The 23059-nt window shown below is 70.4% G+C and carries 20 protein-coding genes; 11 read left to right on the top strand and 9 right to left on the bottom strand.

All coding sequences use genetic code 11. The features are described 5' to 3' along the window. Positions 1 to 117 precede the first annotated feature (117 nt). Complete coding sequence (locus tag ACZ9QC_RS37865) at positions 118 to 1821, bottom strand: aldehyde dehydrogenase family protein (RefSeq protein ID WP_472921919.1); 1704 nt, start codon at positions 1819 to 1821, stop codon at positions 118 to 120. Beyond that, complete coding sequence (gene hisC / locus ACZ9QC_RS37860) at positions 1809 to 2855, bottom strand: histidinol-phosphate transaminase (protein ID WP_472917217.1); 1047 nt, start codon at positions 2853 to 2855, stop codon at positions 1809 to 1811. The genes ACZ9QC_RS37865 and hisC overlap by 13 nt, the downstream gene beginning before the upstream one ends. A gap of 328 nt (positions 2856 to 3183) precedes the next feature. Here hisC and ACZ9QC_RS37855 point away from each other — a divergent pair, with 328 nt between their 5' ends. After that, positions 3184 to 3801, top strand: a complete 618-nt coding sequence (locus ACZ9QC_RS37855) for a hypothetical protein (RefSeq protein WP_472917216.1) — start codon at positions 3184 to 3186, stop codon at positions 3799 to 3801. Positions 3802 to 4002: 201 nt separating this feature from the next. On the opposite strand, the gene ACZ9QC_RS37850 is transcribed toward ACZ9QC_RS37855, so the two are convergent. Continuing rightward, positions 4003 to 4737 carry a hypothetical protein gene (locus tag ACZ9QC_RS37850; protein WP_472917215.1) on the bottom strand — a complete coding sequence of 245 codons (735 nt, stop codon included), beginning with the start codon at positions 4735 to 4737 and terminating at the stop codon, positions 4003 to 4005. Between the two features lie 278 nt (positions 4738 to 5015). On the opposite strand from ACZ9QC_RS37850, the gene ACZ9QC_RS37845 reads away from it, so the two are divergent. The 7 genes from ACZ9QC_RS37845 to ACZ9QC_RS37815 all read left to right on the top strand — a co-directional run bounded on the left by ACZ9QC_RS37845 (position 5016) and on the right by ACZ9QC_RS37815 (position 12946). Continuing rightward, positions 5016 to 6329: an ABC transporter substrate-binding protein gene (locus ACZ9QC_RS37845; protein ID WP_472917214.1), complete on the top strand. Its 1314-nt coding sequence runs from the start codon at positions 5016 to 5018 to the stop codon at positions 6327 to 6329. A gap of 99 nt (positions 6330 to 6428) precedes the next feature. Continuing rightward, positions 6429 to 8456, top strand: a complete 2028-nt coding sequence (locus ACZ9QC_RS37840; RefSeq protein ID WP_472917213.1) for a branched-chain amino acid ABC transporter permease — start codon at positions 6429 to 6431, stop codon at positions 8454 to 8456. After that, positions 8453 to 9268: an ABC transporter ATP-binding protein gene (locus ACZ9QC_RS37835; RefSeq protein WP_472917212.1), complete on the top strand. Its 816-nt coding sequence runs from the start codon at positions 8453 to 8455 to the stop codon at positions 9266 to 9268. The genes ACZ9QC_RS37840 and ACZ9QC_RS37835 overlap by 4 nt, the downstream gene beginning before the upstream one ends. Further along, on the top strand, positions 9265 to 9978 hold the full coding sequence (locus ACZ9QC_RS37830; protein WP_472917211.1) for an ABC transporter ATP-binding protein: 714 nt from the start codon (positions 9265 to 9267) through the stop codon (positions 9976 to 9978). The genes ACZ9QC_RS37835 and ACZ9QC_RS37830 overlap by 4 nt, the downstream gene beginning before the upstream one ends. Positions 9979 to 10103: 125 nt before the next feature. Further along, positions 10104 to 10958: an alpha/beta hydrolase gene (locus ACZ9QC_RS37825; protein ID WP_472917210.1), complete on the top strand. Its 855-nt coding sequence runs from the start codon at positions 10104 to 10106 to the stop codon at positions 10956 to 10958. A gap of 69 nt (positions 10959 to 11027) precedes the next feature. Continuing rightward, the gene (locus tag ACZ9QC_RS37820) at positions 11028 to 11627 is read left to right on the top strand and encodes a TetR/AcrR family transcriptional regulator (RefSeq protein WP_472917209.1); all 600 of its coding nucleotides are present in this window, start codon (positions 11028 to 11030) and stop codon (positions 11625 to 11627) included. Then, complete coding sequence (locus ACZ9QC_RS37815) at positions 11624 to 12946, top strand: FAD-binding oxidoreductase (protein ID WP_472917208.1); 1323 nt, start codon at positions 11624 to 11626, stop codon at positions 12944 to 12946. The genes ACZ9QC_RS37820 and ACZ9QC_RS37815 overlap by 4 nt, the downstream gene beginning before the upstream one ends. Before the next feature lie 29 nt (positions 12947 to 12975). On the opposite strand, the gene ACZ9QC_RS37810 is transcribed toward ACZ9QC_RS37815, so the two are convergent. Beyond that, positions 12976 to 13647, bottom strand: coding sequence for an FMN-dependent NADH-azoreductase (locus tag ACZ9QC_RS37810; protein WP_472917207.1), 672 nt, complete (start codon positions 13645 to 13647; stop codon positions 12976 to 12978). A 119-nt stretch (positions 13648 to 13766) separates the two neighbouring features. Between ACZ9QC_RS37810 and ACZ9QC_RS37805 the strand changes: the two genes are divergently transcribed. Further along, positions 13767 to 14780, top strand: coding sequence for a LysR family transcriptional regulator (locus tag ACZ9QC_RS37805; protein WP_472917206.1), 1014 nt, complete (start codon positions 13767 to 13769; stop codon positions 14778 to 14780). A gap of 369 nt (positions 14781 to 15149) precedes the next feature. Here the strand turns inward: ACZ9QC_RS37805 and ACZ9QC_RS37800 are convergent, their stop codons facing one another. From ACZ9QC_RS37800 to ACZ9QC_RS37785, 4 genes are all read right to left on the bottom strand, one after another. Beyond that, positions 15150 to 15581: a nuclear transport factor 2 family protein gene (locus tag ACZ9QC_RS37800; protein WP_472917205.1), complete on the bottom strand. Its 432-nt coding sequence runs from the start codon at positions 15579 to 15581 to the stop codon at positions 15150 to 15152. Between the two features lie 17 nt (positions 15582 to 15598). Beyond that, positions 15599 to 16522 carry an NAD-dependent epimerase/dehydratase family protein gene (locus tag ACZ9QC_RS37795; RefSeq protein ID WP_472917204.1) on the bottom strand — a complete coding sequence of 308 codons (924 nt, stop codon included), beginning with the start codon at positions 16520 to 16522 and terminating at the stop codon, positions 15599 to 15601. A gap of 37 nt (positions 16523 to 16559) precedes the next feature. After that, on the bottom strand, positions 16560 to 19316 hold the full coding sequence (locus ACZ9QC_RS37790; RefSeq protein WP_472917203.1) for an AMP-binding protein: 2757 nt from the start codon (positions 19314 to 19316) through the stop codon (positions 16560 to 16562). Between the two features lie 868 nt (positions 19317 to 20184). Then, a complete protein-coding gene (locus ACZ9QC_RS37785; protein WP_472917202.1) occupies positions 20185 to 20901 on the bottom strand; it encodes an SDR family oxidoreductase in 717 nt (238 codons plus the stop codon). Positions 20902 to 21065: 164 nt separating this feature from the next. Here ACZ9QC_RS37785 and ACZ9QC_RS37780 point away from each other — a divergent pair, with 164 nt between their 5' ends. Together ACZ9QC_RS37780 and ACZ9QC_RS37775 are read left to right on the top strand one after the other, a co-directional pair. Next, complete coding sequence (locus tag ACZ9QC_RS37780; protein WP_472917201.1) at positions 21066 to 21968, top strand: LysR family transcriptional regulator; 903 nt, start codon at positions 21066 to 21068, stop codon at positions 21966 to 21968. A 157-nt stretch (positions 21969 to 22125) separates the two neighbouring features. Next, entirely contained in the window at positions 22126 to 22527 is a 402-nt protein-coding gene (locus tag ACZ9QC_RS37775; protein WP_472917200.1) for a maleylpyruvate isomerase N-terminal domain-containing protein, read from the top strand. A gap of 275 nt (positions 22528 to 22802) precedes the next feature. Here ACZ9QC_RS37775 and ACZ9QC_RS37770 read toward each other — a convergent pair whose 3' ends face one another. Beyond that, positions 22803 to 22994 (bottom strand): hypothetical protein, encoded by a 192-nt coding sequence (locus ACZ9QC_RS37770; RefSeq protein ID WP_472917199.1) that lies wholly within the window; start codon positions 22992 to 22994, stop codon positions 22803 to 22805. Positions 22995 to 23059: the final 65 nt, after the last annotated feature.

Here is a 23059-nt window from a genome sequence, read left to right as displayed (position 1 = left end):
GGAATTCGTCGGCGCCTGACGGGCCGACCGGTCCCCGGCCCGCCCCGACCGGTACCCGGGCCGCCCCGACCACGCCCCGAGGCGTCCCGGCCGGGCCGACGGAGTGCGGCCTGCCGGTCAGGCGCCGACGAGTTCCCCGGGGTCGCGCCCGGGCGGGCGTACGGCGGCGGCGCTGCGGCCGCGGGAGCGCACCACCCGGAAGCGCCCGGTGACGAAGTGCGCCCCGCCGCCCGGCGGTTCGGGCGCGGCCGAGGAAGGGTCGGCGGGCAGGTCGTCGGCGAGGTTCTCCACCAGGTGGACGCCGGCGTCGAGCGCCGCCGCCTCGGTGGCCGCCAGGACCAGCGGATCGGTCGAGTGCACCACGGCGAACTGCGCACCGTGGCGGCCGACCGTGCGGCGGAAGATCTCCAGGCTGTGCGAGGTCGAGTCGGTGCCCACGAGGAAGGCAACCGGCCCGGGCCACTCCCGGGCGTAGACCCGCTCGTCCCGCGCCCCCAGCCGCACCACGAGCGGGCTGCGCAGGTCGGCGCCGGGATGGTCCGGGTGGTGCAGCGCCCCGGAGGCGTGCACCACCGCGCCGTACCGCGCGGCCTGTGTCAGTCCCGTGCGCACCTCGTTGTCGACGATCGCGCCCAGCAGCCTGGCCACGCGGACCGGGTGCCCGAGCAGCCGGTCGACGGCGTCGCCGAGGTCGGCGCCGAGGTCGCGGAGGGTCTTGTGGCCCTCGTCGGTCGCGATGCCCGCCGTCGGCACGAGGATGTTCTGCGGTGTCGTACGTACCGTTCCGCCGCACAGGCACAGGGAGAGCGCGAGGCCGCGCACCAGGCCGCGGTAGTCCTCGGTGGAGTCGACGACCACGGTGTTCAGCCCGGTCCGGTGGGCGAACACGGCGGCCTGCCGGGCGTGTTGCTCCAGCCAGTCGGCGAACCGGGCAGGCCCGGTGAAGTCGACGATGCGTACCGCCGGGTCCGTGGCCAGCCGCTGCCACAGCGGTTCCCCGGGTGCCGCGACGGCCAGGGTGACGAGGTCGGGGTCGTGCCCGGCCTCCGCCAGCACCTGCCGCGCGACGCGCACGGTGATCGCCAGTGGCAGCACGGATCGGGGATGGGGGGCCACGATCACCGGGTTGCCGGTCACCAGGCTGGCGAACAGGGCAGGCCAGCCGTTCCAGGTGGGATGCTCGGGGCAGCCGACGAGCAGTGACACACCGCGCGGCGCCAGGGCGCAGGTGCCCGCCATCGCCAGCGGTTCCTTCCGGCCGCGCGGACTCTCCCAGCGCAGGTCCGCGGGAACACGCTCCGACTCGGCGAACGCGCGGGCCACCACCTCCAGTGCGCGGTCCTGGGCGGGCGGCCCGGCGGCCCGGAACGCGGCCGTGAGGGACCGGCCCGTGGTGTGGTGCACCGCGAGCGCCAGCTCATGACTGCGGGTGTTCAGCCGGCGCAGTATCTCCACCGCCACCCCGGCCCGCTGGTACGGCCCGGCGGCCCGCCAGCCGGCCATCGCCCGGCCGGCCGCCGCCACCAGCGCCGCGGGGTCGCACCGCGGATAGCCGATGTCCATGACGACCCCGTACGGCGAGGACTCGGTGCACACCCGGCCGATTTCACCGGGCTGGCCGAGTTCGAAGGCGCGACCCGACAGCGAGCCGAACACCTTCTCCGCGGTCCGTGCCGACCTCATGCCCGCGTCGGCGCCGCCCCGCCCCGCGCGAGTGAACGGTGCGCAGCACTCACCGGCCGCCACGGCCCGTACCGCCTGCTGCAGCAGCTCGCGATGCCGCTCGTACGGCCCCACGCGCACGGCCGTCAGCCTCTCCAGCTCGCGGCGAGCGCGAGCAGCGCGTCGTTCTCCGCCCGCAGCCCGATCGTCGCCCGGACGCCCTCGCCGACGAACGGGCGCACGACGACATCGCCGCCGAGGCAGTGCAGGGCGAAGTCCGCGCTGTCACCGGCGAGCGGCAGCCAGACGAAGTTGGCCTGGGAGTCGGGGACTTCGAAGCCGAGGTCGCGCAACCGCAGTGTCACCCGCTGCCGTTCGGCGGTCGTGAGGGCGGCCCGCCGGACGACCTCCGCGTGCTCGCCGAGGGCGACCACCGCCGCCTCCTGGGCGAGCGCGCTGACGCTGAACGGGATCTGGGTCTTGCGGACGTGCTCCGCGATGCCGGGCGAGCCCACGCAGTAGCCGACCCGCAGCCCGGCCAGGCCGTACGCCTTGGAGAAGGTCCGCAGCACCACCACGTTCGGCCGGTCGCCGAGCAGAGCGAGGGCGTCGGGGACCAGCTCCGGGTCGGCGTACTCGCGGTACGCCTCGTCGACGACGATCAGTACGTCCTGCGGCACCCGGTCCGCGAAGTCGCGCAGCGCCTGCTCACCGACCGCGGTGGAGGTGGGGTTGTTGGGGTTGCAGACGAACACCAGCCGGGTCCGGTCACCGACCGCCTCGGCCATGGCGTCGAGGTCCAGCCCGTGCGCACGCAGCGGGACCCGCACCGCCGTACCGCCCGCCACCGCCGTGAGGATCGGGTACGCCTCGAAGGACCGCCAGCCGAAGACGACCTCGTCGCCGGGCCCGACGACCGAGTGCAGCAGTTGTGCGCAGACCTCCGAGGAACCGGCGCCCACCGCGATCCGCTCGGGGGCGACGTCGTGGTGCTCGGCGAGGGCCCGGACGAGCGCGGCGGCGCTCATGTCGGGATACCGCGACACCCCCCCGGCCAGTTCCGCGAGCCGCGCCGCGACACCGGGCAGCAGCCCGTACGGGGACTCGTTGCTCGCCAGCGCGACCGCGCCGGGCATTTTCCGGCCGGGGACGTAGGCGGGCAGCTGGGCCAGGGACGAACGGACGCGCACCATGCTCGACTCGCTTCTGCAGCGACGGGGCCGGAAGTCGTGCCTCCGGGCACTGGACAGGAGAATCGTGGACAGCGATCGACAACCGTTCAACCAAATGGGAAATCAGGCGACGAACTGTCGATCAGCCGCGCCTGTACCAGCAAGTAGTCCCGCCGGACCCCTCTGAGAACCGCTCCCGCGAGACGGACGGCCCGGCCCCGCGAGGGCGTGTTGATCACAAGTCGGCCACATGCCCTTTTCCGGTCCCCCGGCCCTCATCGCGCTCCGCGGAGACTGCCTCCACTGAGCGAGGCCGCCGGCGCCTCGCCCGCGCCGATCGAGGGAGACCATGTCCAGGCCCCAGCTCGCCCACGGGTCGTTGGCGTCACTGACGGCGGTTCTTACGCTGCTGACCACCGGCTGCGCGGAAAAGGCCGAAAAGGCCGACGGCGTACAGGCGGGCGCCGGCGCCTGCCGGACGGCCGACGGCTGGTCGGCCGAGAAGCGGGCGCAGTGGCTGCGGGTGTCGTTCCCCGACGAGACGGCGTCCGAGGACGCGGCGGTGGTGATCGGTCCGCACACCGGCGCGCCCCTGTGCGACCCGATCCCAGTGCAGGTCCAGTTCTGGGAGGCCACCGCCACGACGGCGGGGACGAACCTGAGGTCCGTCCTGCGCTTCCGCCTGACCACCGACGGGAGCAGCCCCCGGACCATCGGCTTCCCCGCGGGCCTCTCACCGAGGGAACGCGACGACTGCACCGGCCTCCTCATGGCGGCGTACCCGGGCAAGCCTCTGGCGCGGACCGAACTCCCTTCCACCACACGTCGCTTGACGCCTGCCTCCACAACGGCGGACACGGCGTTCCGCACCACCCGAATCGCCGCCCAGCGCCTCCTCCCACCGAAGACCGCGTGCGGCACACCCGGAGACCCCACCACGAACCCATGGGGAATCAACCATCCGTGACCACCTGCACCGCCCGCATCGCCCGCACCGCCGGAGCGTGACGGCCGAGGCCGGCAGCGCGTCGCCGGAGCGAACCATGGGGACGGCGGCGACGAGACATCGGGGGTCAGCGGCCATGTCCGGTCAGGCGAAGTCGACGACCCAACAGCCCGAGACGAACGCTTCCACGGCGCTCATCGACGCGTGGACGTGCGCACCCGCCTACGCCGGTTCGGTGAACTGGTCGAACACCATGACCGCCGCCCGGGTGGCGAGGGACCAGCGGTCCCGTCCCTCCGGGTCCTCCAGGTGGGGATGTCCGGCGATCCAGCGCATGTGGAAGCCGTCGAGCAGGGCGGCGATGGTGGTGGCGAGGTGTTCGACCTTGTAGGGCGTGCGCATGCGCAGCCCGTAGGCGTCCAGCAGCGCCTGGTACGCCTCACAGGCGACCTCGGTGAACGACTCGCCGTAGTGCCCCAGGGCATCGCGGACGCGTGGGTTGGCGGCACTGGCGTAGAAGCCGAGCAGCACACGGTAGATCGGGTCCACGCGGTGGTTCTCGTGGTTGTCCGTCAGGACGTCGTTGAGAGCCTCCTGCCAGGTCGTGCCGCTGTCGACCGCCTCCTTGAAACGCCGGATGCTCTCCGGCAGCCCCGGGACCAGTTCGGCCTGTCGGCTGGTGAGGTGGAAGAGGAGATCTGCCTGGAAGTCGGCCTGGGCGGGCCAGATCTGGTAGATGGATCCGGTCGTGATCGCCGGTGCCGTGTCGTCGCCCAGCCTCTCCCGCATGATGCGGGTGGCTTCCTCGGTGACCCGCTTGACGCGGATGTGAGCAAGGGCTGCGGAGACAGCCTCCTCGCTCGTGTCGGAGGCGCCGGCGCAGACGAGCTTGGTGGCCGCTTCCAGCATGAGGGCCCGGGTCTCTTCGGGTGAGCGCCGGGGGAGCCTGCGTCTCACGGCGTGCTCCGTCATGTCCTTCCCTCCCATTGCATGATCGTTAATTCGGTGTGAACCGGGGCGTTGACAGGGGGCCAGCGTACACCTAGATTCCCGATCCGTAAGAAAGTTACGAAACCCGAAAGCGCCGATCACCTGGCCTTTCGAGGTCCCTCGGGCTGGTCCGAGGCACCGGTCACCCCGGTGCGCCCACCTGCCTTTCTCTGCTTTCCGTGCTCTCCCCGCATGCCGTGCCGGGCAACGCCGCCCTGCCGTTTTCCGATCCTGGAGGATCTCGCATGCCCGCAATCTCACGTCCCCTGAGACTCGGCCTCGTCTCCGCCGCCCTGACGCCCCTGCTGGGCGTCGCCGCATGCAGCGGGCCGGGCACCGACGCGCCCTCGTCGTCCGGCGCCTCCGGAGGTGGCTCCTCCGCGACTTCGGACTCCCGCTCGGCGAGTGACGTCGTCACGGACTACCTCGGCTACGTCGGCGGAAACGCGGGCAAGGCCGACGCCGGCCTCGACCCGGTCACCCTGGGCTGGGTGAACGTCGAAGGCGGCCCCGGCGGCAACCCCGAAGCCACCCTGGGTGCCCGTGCCGCCGTGAAGTACGTCAACGACGAGCTGGGCGGCATCGGCGGGCACCCGCTGAAGCTGAACGTCTGCACGGTGGTGTCCGCCGAGGAGGAGGGACAGAAGTGCGGCCAGCAACTGCTGGGCGACAAGGAGGTCTCCGCCATCGGCGTCGGCAACCTCTACCTCGGCGACGCCTCCTTCAACTCCGTGATCGCGGGGAAGAAGCCCGTGCTGGTCGGGGTGGCGACGGGCCCGACCATGCCCACCGCGAAGAACACCTTCAGCACGTTCGGCGACCTGCCGCACATCTTCGGCACCTGGGGCACGTACGCCCGTGACGTGCTGAAGGCGAAGACCGCGGCGGTGATCCACACGAACACGCCCGGCGACAAGATCGCCTCCGGGGCGGCGGTGAAGGGCCTGAAAGCCGCCGGTCTGAAGGTGAAGTCCGTCGGATTCGACGCGCAGTCCACCGACCTGATCGGCCCGGTCACCGCGGCCGGCGCGAACACCGCGGATGTCGTGGTCCCCATCTCCATCGGTGGCGGATGCGTCGGCATCGCCAAGGCACTGAAGCAGCTCAATGTCACCAAGCCGGTGGTCTCCACGCCGCTGTGCATGTCCCCCGATGTCGCCCAGGGGCTCGGCGGGGACCTGCCCGCCTGGACGTACGGTGTCGCCCAGACACTGCCGATGGACCCCTCGGCCGCCGACTCCAAGGCGTTCCTGAAGGTCTCGGCGCAGGCGGGGCTGAGCAAGGACGACCAGTCCAAGGTCTTCGCGCCGCTGGGCTGGAGCACGATCCTGACGTACGCGAAGGTGCTCAACGCCATCGGCCCGGACAAGATCACCTCCGCGTCCGTGACCGAGCAGCTCAAGAAGTTCCCCGGGCCGGTCGTCATGGGCGCCGCAGAGGTCGAGTGCGGCAAGTACGCGGACGCCCCCGCCGTCTGCAACGACCAGGCGAGGTTCTACCAGTACGAAGGCAAGGGCCAGTTCAAGCCCCTGACCGACTGGATCCGCCCGCCCCGGTGAGCCCGGCCCGCCCCGCCGCCGCTGAGGTCGCGGCCCTCGCAGGACGCACCTCAGCGGCGTGAACTCACGGACTCGCGGACTCATGACAGGAGTCATGAATTGGAACAGATCCTGCTCTTCGCCGTGCTCGGCCTCGGCCAGGGGGCACTGATCGCCGGCATCGCGCTCGGCGTGGTGGTCACCTACCGGGGCTCGGGCATCATCAACCTGTCCACCGGCGCGGTCGCCATGGCTTCGGCCTATGCCTTCTGGGCCCTGACCACCGGTTTCTTCGGCTTCACCCTGCCCGTGGGACCCGCTCTCGCCGGGGCGCTCGCCGTCGCGCTGGCCGTCGGAGTCCTGACCGAGGTGGCGGTCTTCAAGCCGCTGCGCACCGTCTCGCCCCTGGCCAAACTCGCGGCCTCCCTCGGCATCCTGCTCACCCTGCAGGCCACCGTGCTCCTGGTCTTCGGGGTACAGCCGCAGCAGGCGCCGAGCATCCTGCCGACCGGCACCGTCACCATGCTGGGCGTCACCACACCCTCCGACCGCTTCGTCCTGGCCGGACTGGTCGTCGTGATCGCCCTGGCCCTCGGGGCCCTGTACCGATGGAGCCGCTTCGGCCTGGCCACCCGCGCGGCCTCGGAGAACGAACAGGCCGCTCTGCTGGCAGGCCTGTCGCCCAACAGCGTCTCGATGGCCAACACACTCCTGGCCGCCCTGGTCGCCGGGCTCCTCGGTGTCCTGGCCGCGCCCATCGTGCAGGTCGACTCCATGACGCTCCCCCTGCAGGTGGTACCGGCCCTGGCCGCCGCCCTCTTCGCCGGGTTCACCTCGCTGTGGATCGCCTGCACCGCGGGCATCCTCATCGGCGTGCTCCAGTCGATCGTGTACTACCTGTCCACGCAGAGCTGGTTCCCGACCGACAACGGCAACGCCATGCCCGGCCTCCAGCAGCTCCTCGTCTTCGCCCTGATGGTCGTCGCCCTGTACGTGCGGGGTGCCGGTCTGCCGCGCCGCGGTGAACTCGTCGAACAGCGACTGCCCGCGGTGCCCCTGCCCGAGCGGCTGCTCCGTCCCGCCCTGATGGCCACCGCGGTCGCCGCCGCCGCGCTGATCGTGCTCCCGTTCGACTTCCGCCAGGCACTCACAAACTCGTTGATCGGCATGGTCATCGTCCTGTCCTACGTCGTCATCACCGGCTACGTCGGACAGATCTCCGTGATGCAGCTCGCGCTCTCCGGAACCGCGGGCTTCGTCCTCTCCCACCTCTCGGTCAAGTGGGGGATCCCGTTCCCGTTCTCCGCCCTCGGCGCGATGGTGCTGGCCACCCTGCTGGGAGTGGCCGCGGGCGTCTCCGCCCTGCGGGTGCGGGGCGTGAGCCTGGCCGTCGTCACCCTGGCCGCGGCCCTGGCCATGGAACAGGCGCTGTTCAACAACACCTCGTTCGGCGGGACGGCCGGCGTGTCCGTACCCCCGCCGAGCCTGTTCGGGATCGACCTCGGACCGAAAGCGGACTTCCGCGGCCTGGACGGCAACGAACCCAGCCCCATGTTCGGCTTCCTCGTCCTGGCCGTCACCGTCGCCCTCGGACTGTACGTCGCCCATCTCAGGCGCACCGGACTCGGCCGGCGGATGCTCGCCGTCCGCTCCAACGAGCGCGCCGCCGCGGCAGCGGGGGTCGACGTGCGGGCCGTGAAGATCGCAGCGTTCACGATCAGTTCCTTCATCGCCAGCGCCGCCGGCACCCTCTACGGCTACAACTTCGGCTCGGTCAGCGCCGCCCGGTTCACCGCGCTGGCCGCCCTCGGCCTGATCGGTTTCGCCTACATCGGCGGCATCACCATGGTGTCCGGAGCCGTGATCGCGGGGCTGATGTCCACCGAGGCGCTGCTGCCCCACGCACTGGACAAGTGGTTCGGGATCAAGGGGACCTGGGCCCTGCTCTTCGGCGGCGTCTCCCTGATCGTGACGCTGATCGCCAACCCCGACGGCATCGCGGGCGCCGCCCACCGCCGGAGGGCGGCGAAGAGGGCGAGACGCGCGGCGGCCACGACGGGACCACCGGCCGGCGACGCATCCGCCGTCGGCTCACCGGAGATCCACCTCGGCCGTACCACTGCCGAAGCCAAGGAGGTCGCACCGTGAACGTGCTCTCTGTCCAGCAGTTGGGCGTCAGCTACGGCGGCGTCCACGCGCTCAGCGATGTCTCCCTGGAGGTCGGCGAGGGTCAACTCGTGGGGCTCATCGGCCCCAACGGGGCCGGCAAGACCACCTTCGTGGACGCGGTCACCGGCCTCGTCACGGCCCGGGGAAGGGTGGAACTGGACGGCAAGGACCTGACCGGACGGCCGCCCCATGTACGGGCCCGCCGAGGGCTCGCCCGCACCTTCCAGAGCAGCGAACTCTTCGAAGACCTCACAGTCGCGGAGAACCTGCAGGTCACGGCGGACCCCTCGACGTGGTGGACCACGCTCGGCGAGACCTTCGGGCGCCGCCCGTCCCCGAACCCCGCTGTCCCGGAAGCCCTCGCGGCCCTGGGACTGGAGGACCTGGCCGACGCCTCGGCACACGAACTGTCCCAGGGCAGACGCAAACTCGTCGGTGTGGCACGGGCCTTGGCAGCTCGCCCCCGCGTCATCTGCCTCGACGAACCCGCGGCCGGCCTGGACACGACGGAGAGCGCCGAACTCGGACGCAGACTGCGCGCGGTCGCCGACGCCGGTACCGCGCTGCTCCTCATCGACCACGACATGAGCCTCGTGATGGGCATCTGCGACCACGTCGTCGTCCTGGAGTTCGGCAAGGTGATCGCCTCCGGGACACCGGCACAGGTCCGGACCGACCCCGCCGTCGTGACCGCCTACCTCGGGGCGTCCGCCGTCGAGCCCGCCACCGCGTCCGGCACTTCGGCCGGCAGCTCCGCCAAGGCCCTCACCAGCACACCGGAGACATCATGAGCACCCCAGTCCTGGAGATGGCCGGACTCACCGCCGGATACGACGGAGCCGCTGTCATCCGCGGGATCGACCTCGAAGTGGGCGCGGGAGAGGTCGTCGCCCTCCTCGGGGCCAACGGAGCGGGGAAGACCACCACGCTCAAGACCGTCTCCGCGCTGCTGCGCCCCCTTGCCGGCACGATCACCTTCAACGGAACGGACCTCGGCAGGATCCCGGCAGCGACCCGCGCCCGCCTCGGCATCGCCCACGTTCCGGAAGGACGAGGCATCTTCTCCGGCCTCACGGTGGCGGAACACCTGCGCCTCGGTCACCGGGGCGAGCGCCTGGACCAGGCGGCCGCCCAGCGGTACTTCCCCGCCCTGTCCCGCCTCCAGGACCGCAAGGCAGGGCTGCTCTCCGGCGGCGAGCAACAGATGCTCGCCATGGGGCGCGCCCTGGCCCGCGGCCCCAAGCTGCTCCTGCTCGACGAGCTCAGCCTCGGTCTGGCACCCATCATCGTCGAGGAGCTGCTGCCCATCGTCAGGCGCTACGCCGACGACACCGGCTGCGGGGTGCTGCTCGTCGAACAGCACGTCGGCCTCGCCCTCGACATAGCCGACCGCGGCTACGTCCTCTCCCACGGCGAGATCACCACGCACGCCTCGGCCCGGGAACTGCGGGCCGACCAGTCCCGGATCATCGCCGGCTACCTCGGCGAGCAGCACGCCTGACCCGGTCGGCGGCCACAACCGCCGTACGCCACAACCGCCGTGAGCCTGAACCGCTCGGGCCGGCCCACCCTCCACCACTCGGCCGGGTTCTCAGGGCTGCCCGCGTACCCAAGACAAGGAACCCGATGTTCACCTTCGAAAGCGAAGACGGCGTCCAGATCCACGTGCACGAATGGAAGCCGGAGACGCCCCCGCGCGCCGTCGTCCAGATCGCCCACGGCATGGGAGAGCACGCCGGCCGTTACGCCCCCCTCGCGGCGGAGCTGACCGCCCAGGGGTACGCCGTCTATGCCAACGATCACCGCGGACACGGGCTGAGCAGGCACGCCGAGCCCGGTCATCTCGGGGACGACGGCTGGAACCGGCTCGTCGGTGACATGGTCACCCTGTCGGAGACCATCCGCGAGCAGCACCCCGGCCTGCCCCTGGTCCTGCTCGGACACAGCCTCGGTTCCTTCGCCTCGCAGCAGTACGTCCTGGACCACGCCCACCTGATCGACGCTCTCGCCCTCGCCGGTACCACCGCGGTCGACGTCATGCTCGCGGCACAGGCGCAGGAGGCCGCGGCGGGAGGGGACCCGCTGCTCGCGCTCAACGAGGGGTTCCAGCCCAGCCGCACGCCGTTCGACTGGCTCAGCCGGGACGAACCGGCCGTCGACGCCTACCTCGCCGACCCCCTGTGCGGCTTCAGCCTCGACGCCCAGGGCATGGCTGACATCACCGTCGCCTCGGCGTCGCTTGCCCAGCCCAAGGGCATCCCGGCTGATCTGCCCATCTGCGTTCTGGTCGGGGATCACGACCCGCTGAACGCCGGTCTCTCACTCAGCAACCTGCTTGTCGAACGCTACGGCGAGGCCGGCCTCATCGACGTGACCTGTCTCAGTTATCCCGAAGCCCGGCACGAGCTGTTCCACGAGACCAACAAACAGGAGGTCGTCAGCGACCTGCTGGCCTGGCTGGACCGCGCCCTCGCCCGCTGACCCCGGCGCTGCTAATGACCAGATGTACATTAAGAGGGTGAGCATCGAACCCCCCAGCGTCCCGCCGTCGTGAGGAGACGCGTCCGCGCCCCCGAGGTCCATCGCGAGGCGATTCTGGAGGCGGCGCGGGCCGCGTTCGCCGAGCGGGGCTACACCCGTGCCACCATCCGGGAGATCGCGGGGCGGGCCGGTGTCACCCACGGTCTGGTCATGCGGCACTTCGGCTCGAAGGAGCAGCTGTTCCTCGCGGCCGTGCCCGGCCCCCGCGACCTGCCCGAGCTGCTGCCCGGCCCGCCCGAGACCCTGCCGGACCGGATCGCACGGGCCTTCGTCGAACGCATGGAACACGCCGACGGCAACGATCCGTTCCTCGCGCTGATCCGCAGCGCCGCTTCCGACGAGCAGGCCGCCACCGACCTGTACGCGGCGATGCGGCGCAGCAGCATGGAGGCATACCGCACGGTGCTGAGCGGGCCCGACACGGACGAGCGCGTCGACCTGCTCGCTTCCCAGCTCATCGGCGTCGTCTTCAGCCGGTACGTGCTGCGTGGCGGCCCGGTGGCCGAGATGCCTCCGGACCGGCTCGTGGCGTACCTGACCCGCACTCTCAGGTGCCTCCTTGAGCCCGTCGATCCTCCCGAGTCCTTGGAAGGGACCTCCCCGTCATGACGGAACAGGGCCTCGCCCACGTCGCGTTACCCGCGTCCCTCACCGGCCGGACGGTCCTGCCGTCCGACGCCCGCTACGAGCGGGTGCGCCACGGATACGTGCACCGGGGCGCCCCGGCCATGGTGATCTTCCCCGAGAGCGTGGAGGAGACGGCCGCGGCACTGGCGTACGCCCGCAGCAAGGGCACAGTGGTGTCCGTGCGCAGCGGCGGGCATGGCATCAGCGGACGGTCGACCAACGACGGCGGTGTCGTCGTCGACGTCTCCCGCCTCGACCACGTCGCGGTGCTGGACCGGACGCGACGCCGGGTCCGGATCGGAGCGGGCGCCCGCTGGGGGAGAGTCGCGCAGCTCCTCGCCCCGCACGGGCTCGCCATCAGCTCCGGAGACACCGGCGACGTGGGCGTGGGCGGGCTGGTCACCGCAGGCGGCATGGGCTGGTTCGCGCGACGGGACGGGCTGACCATCGACCACGTGACGGCCGTCGAAATCGTCCTGGCCGACGGCACGTTCGTCCGTGCCGACGCGGAGCACCACCCCGATCTGTTCTGGGCGGTCCGGGGCGCGGGCGGCAACTTCGGCGTGGTCACGGCGGTGGAGGTGGAGGCGTCCGAGACAGGTGACGTCGTCTTCGCCAACCTGGTCTTCGACGCGCGGGAGACCGCGTCGCTCGTCGAGGAGTGGGGGGCCGTCCTGGAGGCCGCGCCCCGCGAGCTCACGAGCTTCCTCACCCTCATGCCCGCCGCACCGGGCCGCCCGGCCATGGCTCACGTCGCCGCGGTGTACGCCGGAGACCGCCCGGACGCCGCTCAGCGGGTGTTGACTCCCCTGCTGGGCCTGGGCCCGATGCTGCGCCAGGAGGCGGTGCTCGCCCCGTACCCGGCGCTGGTGCCGGTCGGTGGCGCCCCGCACCGGGGGCAGGGCCTGGGCGCCACCCGCTCCGGGCTGCTCGACCGTGTCTCCCCGCACACCGCCCGGTCCCTCGCGGACGCACTGGCATCGGAGCAGGTGCTGATGGGGCAGTTCCGTTCGGTGGGCCGCGCGGTCAACGACGTCAGTCCCTCGGCCACCGCCTACGCCCACCGTACCCAGAACTTCCAACTGCTCTCCGCGACCGTGCCCGACCGGGAGCGCTCCCTCGACGCCCACTGGGCACGGCTCGCCCCGGAGGTGAACGGCGTGTACCTCAGCTTCGACACCCGCCGTTCCCCCGAGGCCCTCGCCGAGGCGTTCCCCGAGCCGACCCTGACCCGGCTGCGCGCGCTCAAGGCCCGGTACGACCCGGACAACGTGTTCGACCGCAACTTCCCTCTGTGGTGAGGGCGGTTGCCGGGGACGTACGGGGCTGTTCAGGCCTCGCCGTGTGTGCGGGCGCCGTCGATCGCCGCCTGGTACGAGGTGGCCGCCATCTCCTTGAACTGCTGGAGCCGGGGCACGTGCGCCGACTTGGTCAGCTCCGCGTGCAGGAACGTGAGGTCGGAGGCGAGGCCCACCATGCTGAGCGCCGCCTTCAGGTACGGCTCCTGGTGGTCGAAGTCGTGGCGGGGCGTGCCCGGCCCGTAGGCGCCGCCGCGGGCGGAGGCCACCACGACCCGCTTGCCGGAGAGCGGGCCCTGGCCGGTGGCCGGGTCGGCGATCAGCGGCGCGATGAGGACGCGGTCGAACCACGCCTTGAACGTGGACGGCACCGAGAAGTTGTACATCGGCACGCCGAGCAGGATGGTGTCGGCCGCGAGGAGTTCCTCGATCAGCGGCCAGGTCACCGCCCAGCTCGCTTCCTCCTCGGGCGTGCGCGTCGCCGCGCGGGCCACCGCGACGTCGCGTATGCCCTCCGTCTCCAAGCGGTGCATGACCTCGATCTGGGCGTGGTCGACATGCGGTACGGGGTCGGCGGCCAGGTCACGGTAGACGTAGCGGCCGTCGGGGTTGACCTTGCGCCAGGTCTCCGCGAACTCACCCGAGATCTGGCGGGAGACCGAGCCCCGGCGGGGGCTGGAGTCGAGATGAAGCAGTACGGGCATGGCGGAAGTCCCTTGTGTGGTCGGCGCGTTGGGGGGATGTCGATCTCCATTGAAGTCGCCGGCAGGACCGTTGTCCCGTAATCTGGCGTGTTACTTCTTAACCAGAAGCGTTAGCGAGGGTGACGGTGCTGGACGTACGGAAACTGGTGCTGCTGCGCGAGGTGGGGGCCCGGGGCTCGATCGCCGCGGCCGCGCAGGCACTCAACTACACGCGTTCCGCGGTCTCCCAGCAGCTGTCCGCACTGGAGTCGGAGACCGGCGCCGCGCTGCTGGACCGTGGCAGCAAACGGGCCGAGCTGACCGCCGCCGGACGACTGCTGGTGGCGCACACCGAGCGGGTCCTCGCCCAACTTGAGGCCGCAGAGGCACAGTTGCATGCCCGGGACGGCAAGGTCACCGGTGAGCTGCGGGTGGGCGTACCGCTCCACGAGGGGCCGGCCCTGCTGGTGCCGGCGTTGAACCGGTTGCGCGCACGGCATCCGGAACTGCGCATCACCCTGCACGGCGTCGACCCCGACGAGGGCCGGCAGACGGTCCGGCTCGGGCGGCTCGACGCCGTCCTGGCCTCCGGCTACCCGCAGGTGCCCGAGCCACGGGTGCCGGGGCTGTACGAGGAGGAGGTGATCAGTGACCTCATCCGCCTGGCCATCGCGCCCGGTCACCCGCTCGCCCGGAGCGAGGAGCCGCGCGCCCTCGCCGAGTTCGCGGAGCAGCCGTGGCTGCTGGACCGGACGTCCAGGCTCGGACAGCTGGTCCTGCGCCTGTGCGCCGACGCCGGTTTCGCCCCCGACATCGTCTCCGACATCGGGGACATGCAGGCCGTGTTCGGGCTGGTCTCGATGGACTGGGGCGTCGCGCTCGTCCCCGACCTGGTGCCTGACCGGCCGGGGCATCCGGTGGCCCGCATCGCGCTGAAGGGGATCCGGCCCATCCGCCGGATCACCCTCGTGGTACGTGAGGGCGCCCTGGACAGCCCGCCGGTGGCGGCCCTGCTGCCGGCCGTGCGGGAGGCGGCCGACGAACTGCGTCGATCCTCGGCAGGCCGGAACCGCCACCCCACGACGGACGAACTCCGCCCCCTGGGGTCCGGCGACCTCTGCCGAGGCGAGGCCGACGGCACCCCCGACCCGTAGCCGGCGAGCCGCGTCGGCCGACGGCCGAGGAAACCTCCTCGGCCCACGGAGTGACGGCCTCGTCAGCCGCCGACTGACCGACCGCATCCACACCGACCGACCAGCCGCTTCCGCCCCCACGACCGGCTCGCTCCCAGCGCCGACGGGCCGCACGCGAGCCAGGCGCAGCGGGCGGGTGCCGATGTGGGCGTCGACGTCGAGGAACCGGTGGTAGCTGCCGAGCACCCGGCCCGTCGGCGAGGACCGGACCAGGACAGGGACGGCGTGCGCCGGTTCCCGGTCCGGAGGGACCGTCGGCAGCGGCCGGCACAGCGCGGTCCGCGTGAAGGTCCCCTCCGGACCCGGTCAGGCGTGCGTCATCGTTGCCCGTCAGCTCTCGATCACACGGTGGAACGCGACGGTGTCGAAGATGTCCTCCATGCGGACGGCCCGCCCGTCGCGCAGGACCCAGGAGTGCACGAACGGCTGGGTCTCCGTGTAACCGCTCAGGGAGGTGATGTCCCGGCTGCCGAAGACGACCACACGTTCGCCCTCCCTGATGAACTCGCCCGGGTGCAGCCGCATGCCGCCGAGGACGGTGGGCACCCGCCCGAGGAACTCCTTGACACCGGCGTGCCCGTGCTTGGTGCCGCCGAGACCGTACTTGTCCATCCCCTCGGGGTGCACCCACTCGATGTCCGGGTCGAAGGCAGCCAGGAGCGCGCCCACGTCGCGGGCCGCGAAGGCGGCGTAGGCGGCGTGGATCGGTGCCAGCGGATCCGTGCTGCCCGTGCGGTCCGTACCGCCGCTGATGTCGGTCATGACGGGAGCCGCTCCTCTCACTTCTTGAGGTGGTCGGGGTGCAGGACCGCGAGGGTGCGCCGGATTCCCTCACGCCACGGCACCTTGCACGGCCCGGTGAGCGAGCGGCGCAGCGTCGGGTCGAACTGGTAGGTCTCGCGGGTGACTTCGCTCGGTACGAGGTTCGCCTCGACCCCGGTGAGCTCCTCCAGGTAGCGGACACAGTCGGTGATGCCGACGGACTCGTCGCCGCCCCAGTTGGTCAGGGTCACCGGGACGCTCGCCGCGTTCCACAGGTGCGGGACCTGCTCGACGAGGTCGTCGATGTACAGCAGCGAGGTCCAGTTCTGGCCCTCCAACGGGACCGGAATCGGCTCGCCGGCGAGCATGCGCTTGAAGTAGAGCATCGGCACACCGCCGTAACCGGCGGGCCCGTAGGCGATGTTGAGGCGGGCGATGACGGTCGGCAGGCCGAGGGTCTGCGCGAACGCCCGGACCGTGCCCTCGGCCGCGATCTTGGCCACGGGGTAGACGGGCAGCCAGTCGGCCTTGCCGTCCAGCGGGTCGGTCTCGGTGTATTTGTGGTCGAGGGTCTGGCGCGCGTACAGGGCGCCGGTGGATACGTACAGGAACGCCTCGGCGGTACGGCAGTGGGTCATCAGGCGCCCTGCGGCGACCGAGTTGGCCTCGACGGCCGCGTTGAAGTCGCCGTCCTCGCCGCGGTTGACCGCGGAGTGGAAGACGTGGGTGAAGTCTTCCGGGAGGCCCTTCAGGGAGCCGGCGCCGGTGTCGTCCATGTCCCAGCGGAAGGTGCGGATGCCGTGGCGGGTCAGCTTCTCCTCGGCCCCGGGGGCGCCGAAGCGCCCCAGCGCCCACACCTCGTTGCCCTCGGCCAGCGCCTCGGCGACCGGTCCCGCCACCAGTCCTGTGGCACCGGTCACCAGGATCTTCTTGCGGTTCACGTACTGCCCCTCCTCGGGGGTCGGGGATCGGTGGGGTTCAGGCGTCGCCGAGGGCGCGGTCGAGCTCCTTGCGCAGGATCGACTGGAAGGTCGCCACGTGGGTCGGGCCCATCAGCGTGTAGTGCTCGCCGGGTACGTCGATGTAGTGGTTCTCGCCGGTGGCGTGTTCGTCCCAGCGGCGCAGCTCGTTGTTGAGCCAGTCCTCCTTGGTGCCGCGCAGCGGGATGGCGTAGAAGACGCTCATCGAGCGGACCCGGCCGGCGGGCGAGTAGCCGCGTCCGAGGTTCGTGAGGCCGTCCGCGAGTTCCGCCCATGCCTTGAACTTCTCGAAGGTGAGGTCGAGTTCGGCGAGACGGCCCTCGGGCGCATGGTCGATGAAGTACGCGAGCTGCTCGTCCTTGGACAACGACCGCAGCTGTGCGGGCAGTTCGAGGGACTGCTTCTTGTCGATCAGCTCCAGGAAGAACGCCAGGTTGGCGGCGGTTTCGACGAAGTCCAGCTCGTTCATGCGGTACTTGATGTGCGGCGGCAGGTTGAAGCTGCCGACGAAGTCGACGCGCTCACCCTGCGCTTCGAGCACCTTGGCTATCTCGAAGGCGACCGCGCCGCCGTACGAGTACCCCGCGACGGCGTACGGGCCGTGCGGCTGGCGGGAGCGGATGGCTCCGACGTACGTGTCGACCATCTCGGCGAAGCTCTCGAAGGGCCTCTCGCCGGGGTTGAAGCCGCGGGCACGCAGTGCGTAGAACGGCCGTTCGCCCACGAAGTACTTCGCGAGGTTGACGAAGACGAGGACCTCGCCGACGCCCGGATGGACGCAGAACAGCGGGGTCTTGTCGCCGGTGACCTGCATCGGCACGATCGGGTCGTATTCCCCCTCGCCGTCCGCGGCCCCGTCGAGATGCGCGGCCAGGGCACGCACGGTGGGGGCCCGCAGCACGGTGATGATCTGCAGGCCGTCCGCGCCGAGACGCTGGGCGACCAGGGAACGCAGACGCAGGATGTCGAGTGAGGTGCCACCCAGGTCGAAGAAGTTGGCGGTGACACTCATCCGGCCGGGGTCGGTGTCGAACATCTCGGCGTAGATGCCGACGAGGACTTTCTCCGTGTCGCCCTCGGGCGCGGTATAGCCGCCGAGTCGACGCAGAAGCAGGTCGTCGACGAAGCCCTTCACCTCGTCGTACGCCCCTGTCTCCAGCCGCTTGCGCATCAGCGCGCGCTGGATCTTGCCGAGGCTCGTCTTGGGGAAGGCGTCCTTCGGCAGCGGCAGGATGAGCGCGGGCCGGAAACCCCAGTGCATGACGACGCTGCTGCGCACCGCGCTCAGCACCCGGTACAGGGCGAGCTCGTCACCGTCGACGCACTCCGGATGGAAGGCGACGACGAGTTGCTCGGTGTCGCTGGCGGGGGCGCGGGTGGGGAAGGCGGCGACAAACGAGGGGGCCACGTCGTCGAGGCCTTCGAGGAGGGTCTCGATGTCGTGGCTGAAGTAGTTGACGCCATTGACGATGACGCTGTCCTTGGTGCGCCCGACGAGGGTGAGCCGACCGTCGTCGATCCTGCCGAGGTCACCGCTGCGAAACCAGCCGTCGGGGGTGAAGGCGTCCTGTGTGGCCTGCTCGTTGTTGTAGTAACCAGCCGTGATCATCGGGCCGTTGAGCTGGAGCTCACCCACCCCGCCCGCGGGGAGTTCGCGGTGTGTCTCGTCGGCGACGCGGATGCGCAGCCCCTCGACGGGCCGTCCCAGGTTGGCGAACTCCTGGCCCTGGTCGGCGGCCGGGAAATCGACGGAGTAGATGCTGCCGGCGCAGGTCTCCGACATGCCGAATGCGGGCCACAGGGCGTCGGCACGCAGCCCGTACGGAGCGAAGCGGCTGAGGAAGGTCTCGCCGGTGGTGCGGACGACGGCCTCGCCGCCACTGATGACGTGCCGTAACCGCGACAGGTCCATCTCGTCGCCGTTCACTGCGTCGAGCCGGTCGGCCTGCGCATTGATCAGCCCCAGCAGGAAGTTGGGGGTGAAGGTCATGGTGACGCCGAATCCGGAGATGATCCGCAGGAAGTTCAGCGGCTCCTGAAGCACTACGGGCGCTTCGACGTGCAGCTGGGTGCTGCCCGCGTACAGCGGCAGCAGGTGGCATTCGAGCAGGGCGGCGACATGGTCGAAGGAGACCCAGTTGAGGCTGATGTCCTGGGCGGTCAGCCCGTGGTACCCGTTCTTGGCGGCCATGGAGGCGAGCAGGTTGGCGTGACTGAGCCGCACGGCCTTGGAACTGCCGGTGGAGCCGGACGTCAGCACGAGGACGGCGTCGTCCTTGGGATCGGCCTCGTGGAAGGAGTCTGCGGGGTGCTCGGCGCGCAGGTCCTCCGACGGGACGACGGACAGGCCCTTGGCACGCGGGAGTTCGGCGGCGAGGGTTGAGCTGGTGACGATCAGCGGATGTCCGAGGAGAGTGTCGACGTGCGTCAGCTGGGCCGCCCACCGCTCCGGGTCCCCGCCCAGGGCGGCCATCGGGCAGGGCACGAACCCGCCGAGCTGGCAGGCCCAGAACGCGGCGAGGAACTCCCGCGGCTTCTCCAGGAGCAGGACGACCTTGTCCCTCGGCTCGAGGCCGCGTTCCCGAAGGCCGGTGAGGACCGAGCGGGCCTCGTCGAGGAGGCCGGAATAGCTCTGCAAGGGTGCGTCCCGGTCGTCCGCGCCCCGCGGGTAGCGCAACCCGGACTCCGTGTGGTCCCGGGCGGCGTCGCACAGCAGGTCCACGATGGTCCGCGTCCTCGTCACGGCTGTGGTCATGCGGGATGCCTTCTTCCTCTTCGTCGGCCGTCGTGCCCGGGATCGCCGGAACGGCGTGCCGAACGGCGTACGGAAAGTCGTTCGGACGTGCTGGTGAGTCACACTCGACCGCGCACGGAAAAGGGCGGTGGTGACAGCGGCCGGGAAAACAGAGAGGCAGCGCGGGCGAGCGCGGCCCTCGCCAGAGAGCCAATAAACGGAAGGGTGCAATCCGATTTTCGCCGGCCGATTGGGCAAGCACCTGTTCATCGTCCCCCGCCCGGACCAGCCCCCGGAGCCACGACATCGGGACTCCGAATGCGCGCCAACAATAAGAACCGACGGTCGGGCTTGTCAAAGGCTCAACGAGGAAGCAGAAAGCGCCGGAAAAAGGGAAAAATAGCCCGCCAAACCTCGCTGGACGTGAGGGAGAACACACCGGCCGGACGGAGTTCTGCGGCAGATAAACAAAGGAGTCCCATTTCAGACCTGCGCATCATCGGTCCAGGCGCCTTGCCACGCCATATTGCGACGTCGGAGGCACCACAAAATACTCCGGCGCCGTTTTTCCTGACGGAGGGCGTAAGCAATCGAGACACGTACCGGAAAGGGACGGAGCGGCCTCCGCATCTTCTCTTCCGAGCGCCCGTGACAGATCCTCCGAGCTACGACGGCTGCACCTGCGAGGGGAACAACTTCAGTGGCCCAGGTCGCGCAGGTCGAGGAGCTGGAGGATCTGGAGGCGGAAGCACCGGGAGCCGGCCACGGCGAAGCGGCCAGTCGTCCCGATGACTTCGGCCGAGGATCAGGCCAGCCAGTTGGACCTCAACTCGTCGACCTCGCGGCCGGCCTCCGCCACAACGCCCGCGACGCATGCCGAAGAGATCCATCAGACGAGGCCGCCGGCGGCCGCGATCGTCTGACCCGTGACCCAGCGCGCGTCGTCACCCACGAGAAAGGAGACGACGTCGGCGATGTCCTCGGAGCGCCCGAGCCGACCCAGAGGTGTCTGAGCGATGAATGTGTCGGCGTTCGCCCGAAACTCCGGAGACAAGCCGTCGGTGTCAGTGAGGCCCGGAAGCACCACGTTGACCGTGATCTGCCGGCCGCCCAATTCCTTGGCCAGCACGTGTCCGAAATACTCAACCGCCGCCTTGGTGCCGGCATACGCGGCGACGTGGGGCCCCGGCCGTTTGGTGTGCCCCGTGGAGATGTTGACGATACGGCCCCCGTCGCGAACAAGGTTCGCCGCCTGTTGCAGGGCGAGGAAGGTCCCCTTGACGTTGATGGCCAGCAGCCGGTCGAGGTCCTCGACCGGAAAGGCGGCGATAGACCCGATGGCCCGCATACCGGCGTTGTTCACGACGATGTCAAGACCACCGAACGTGGCCACCGATTCTTCGAAAAGACGGGTGACATCGTGCGGCACGGCGAGGTCGGCCTGAACGGCCACGGCCCTGCTGCCAAGCTGCTCGATCTCGCTGACGACATCTCGCGCGGCAGCCTCATTCGAGTGGTAGTTGACCACCACATTCGAGCCGTCCCGACCCAAACGCAACGCGACGGCGCGACCGATCCCCCGCGAGGAAGCCGTGACGAGTGCCACCTTTCCATTTAAACCCGCATTCCCTCTCCCCATTCCTTCCACCTTCCGCATTGATTATTCCGTATTTATTTTCCATGCAGGGCATCGAGCCCGAGAAGCAGAGTATGAGCGGAGCTATCTCATTGTCCAATTGTATTCTGATATTGCAGTGATAACATATTGTTATGGACGTCTCAATGAAAGGCCTGCGCTGCTTCGTCGCGGTGGCAGAGGAAAGACACTTCAGCCGCGCCGCCGAACGGCTGGGGATCGCGCAGCCGGCGGTGACGCAGCAGTTACAGCGGCTTGAGACGGCACTGGACATGAAGCTCGTGCACCGGGACGGCCGCAGAGTCCTGCTCACCGAGGCCGGATCGGCCTTTCTCCCGCACGCACGCGACGCCCTGGAGTCCGGTCAGATGGCGATCCAGGCGGGGAAGGCGGCAAATCGGGGGGAGGCAGGCATGCTCACAATCGGCCTGACCCCCGCGGTTCCACCTGCCCACCTCGCCGACCTGCTGCGACGTTTCGCCACCGACCGGCCCCACATCCGGCTACAGATCCGGGAGACCCGGCTCGAAGACGCTCTTGCCCAACTGCCGCAGGGGACGATCCACCTCGCATTGATGAGTGGATTCGCTCCACCATCGCGACCCGCGCAGATCGAGGCGACACAGCTCGCCGAGGAAGCCCTTGCCGTTGCACTGCACCGCAACCATCCTCTGGCCCGGCGCCCGGCACTGGACTTGGCAGACCTCGCGAACGAACGCTTCAGCGTGATCGCCCGGGATGCTTTGCACGGGCAACCGTTCGGGATCCACGGCCTGTGCCAACGGACGGGGTTCCAGGCGCGCCGGTTCGCCGAGGTCCACGACGTCACCATGCAACTGGCGATGATCGCTACCGGCCTCAGCGTGGGCGTGCTGCCCCGGAGCGTTTCCCGGTACGCGCCCACCGAGGTCGCCTTCGTCCCGCTGGCGTACGAGGAGCCGCTCCGCACGCTGCTCCTCTACGACCGGCGGCACGTACCTGTGGGAGTCCGCGAGATCCTCCGGCTCGCCGGACCGACCACTCCGCCGCTTTCTTGATCAGCTTCGGCAGGGGGGGACAGGGCGAAGGTCGGGTTCGAAACCGGATCCGGAATGTCCTTGCGCCTGCTCGATGCCACGAGCCGAGTGGGTTGTTGCGGTTTCCGTAGTGCGGTCCGGCCGGGTTCGAGCCTGCGCCGGCCCACGTACGGCTGGCGTGTTCACCGACCGCGTACGCGGCACGGATCCGGAGGCATGGCACAACCCGGCGCCGTGCGAGGGGTGGGCCGCCCGGGACGTCGTCCGTCACCTCGTCGAGTGGTTCCCCGCCTTCCTGCAGGCCGGTGCCGGAGTCGAACTGCCGAAAGGGCCATCGGTGGACGACGACCCGGTGGCCGCCTGGGCGACGCACACGATGGAGTGCAGGCCCTCCTCGACGATCCGGCCACCGCACACAGACTGCTGTCGAACCCGCACATCGGAGAGATTCCCACCGGACCAGGCGGTCGACCGTTACGACGTGCTGCGTGCGAGCGGGCAGTACGGACCGCGAGTCGAGGTGCCGAAGAGCGCCGACGTCCAGACTCGCTTGCTCGCCTTCATCGGCCGCAAGCCCTGACGAGCCGGAAGGCACCGCCGGCGGGGCCGACGCAGGGGCGCGATGCAGGTACGCCGCTCGGCGGCGTCAGCGTGTTCTGCCGCCTTGTCATGCGCTTCCACCGCCTCCGTCGCACAGCCGAGGCAGCGGAGCAGGCTGACGCGGGCGGAGTGGCAGGCGTGGTAGCTGTCCAGGTCCAAGGCCTCGATCGGGGGCAGCCCCGCTGCCGGGCCCGCCGGTCGCCCCCACGGCGACCGCGCGGTTGAGGGCGACCACAGAGGTCGGGGCCAGAGCCATCAGCCGGTCGTAGAGTGCCCGACCTGGCCCCCGCCGGTGACCTCCGCCGTCGGAGCGTCACTGTCGTCCGTGCTGATCGCGACCTGGACCTGGTAACGGCCCGGCCTGCCGCGGTGCAAACACCAACGGACCAGGGCCTGGCCTTCGGCCATGAACCAGGGCGACCCCATCTGCGCAACGTCGCCGACCACGCCACCACCGTGGCCGAGGGTGTGGAAGCCTTCCGACGGATCCTCGGCGACATCCCCACTGGGCC

It is taken from the genome of Streptomyces sp. HUAS MS02 (assembly GCF_055702265.1).
Note: the sequence above shows the minus strand (reverse complement) of the source record. Positions and strands in the feature narration are given on the sequence as shown.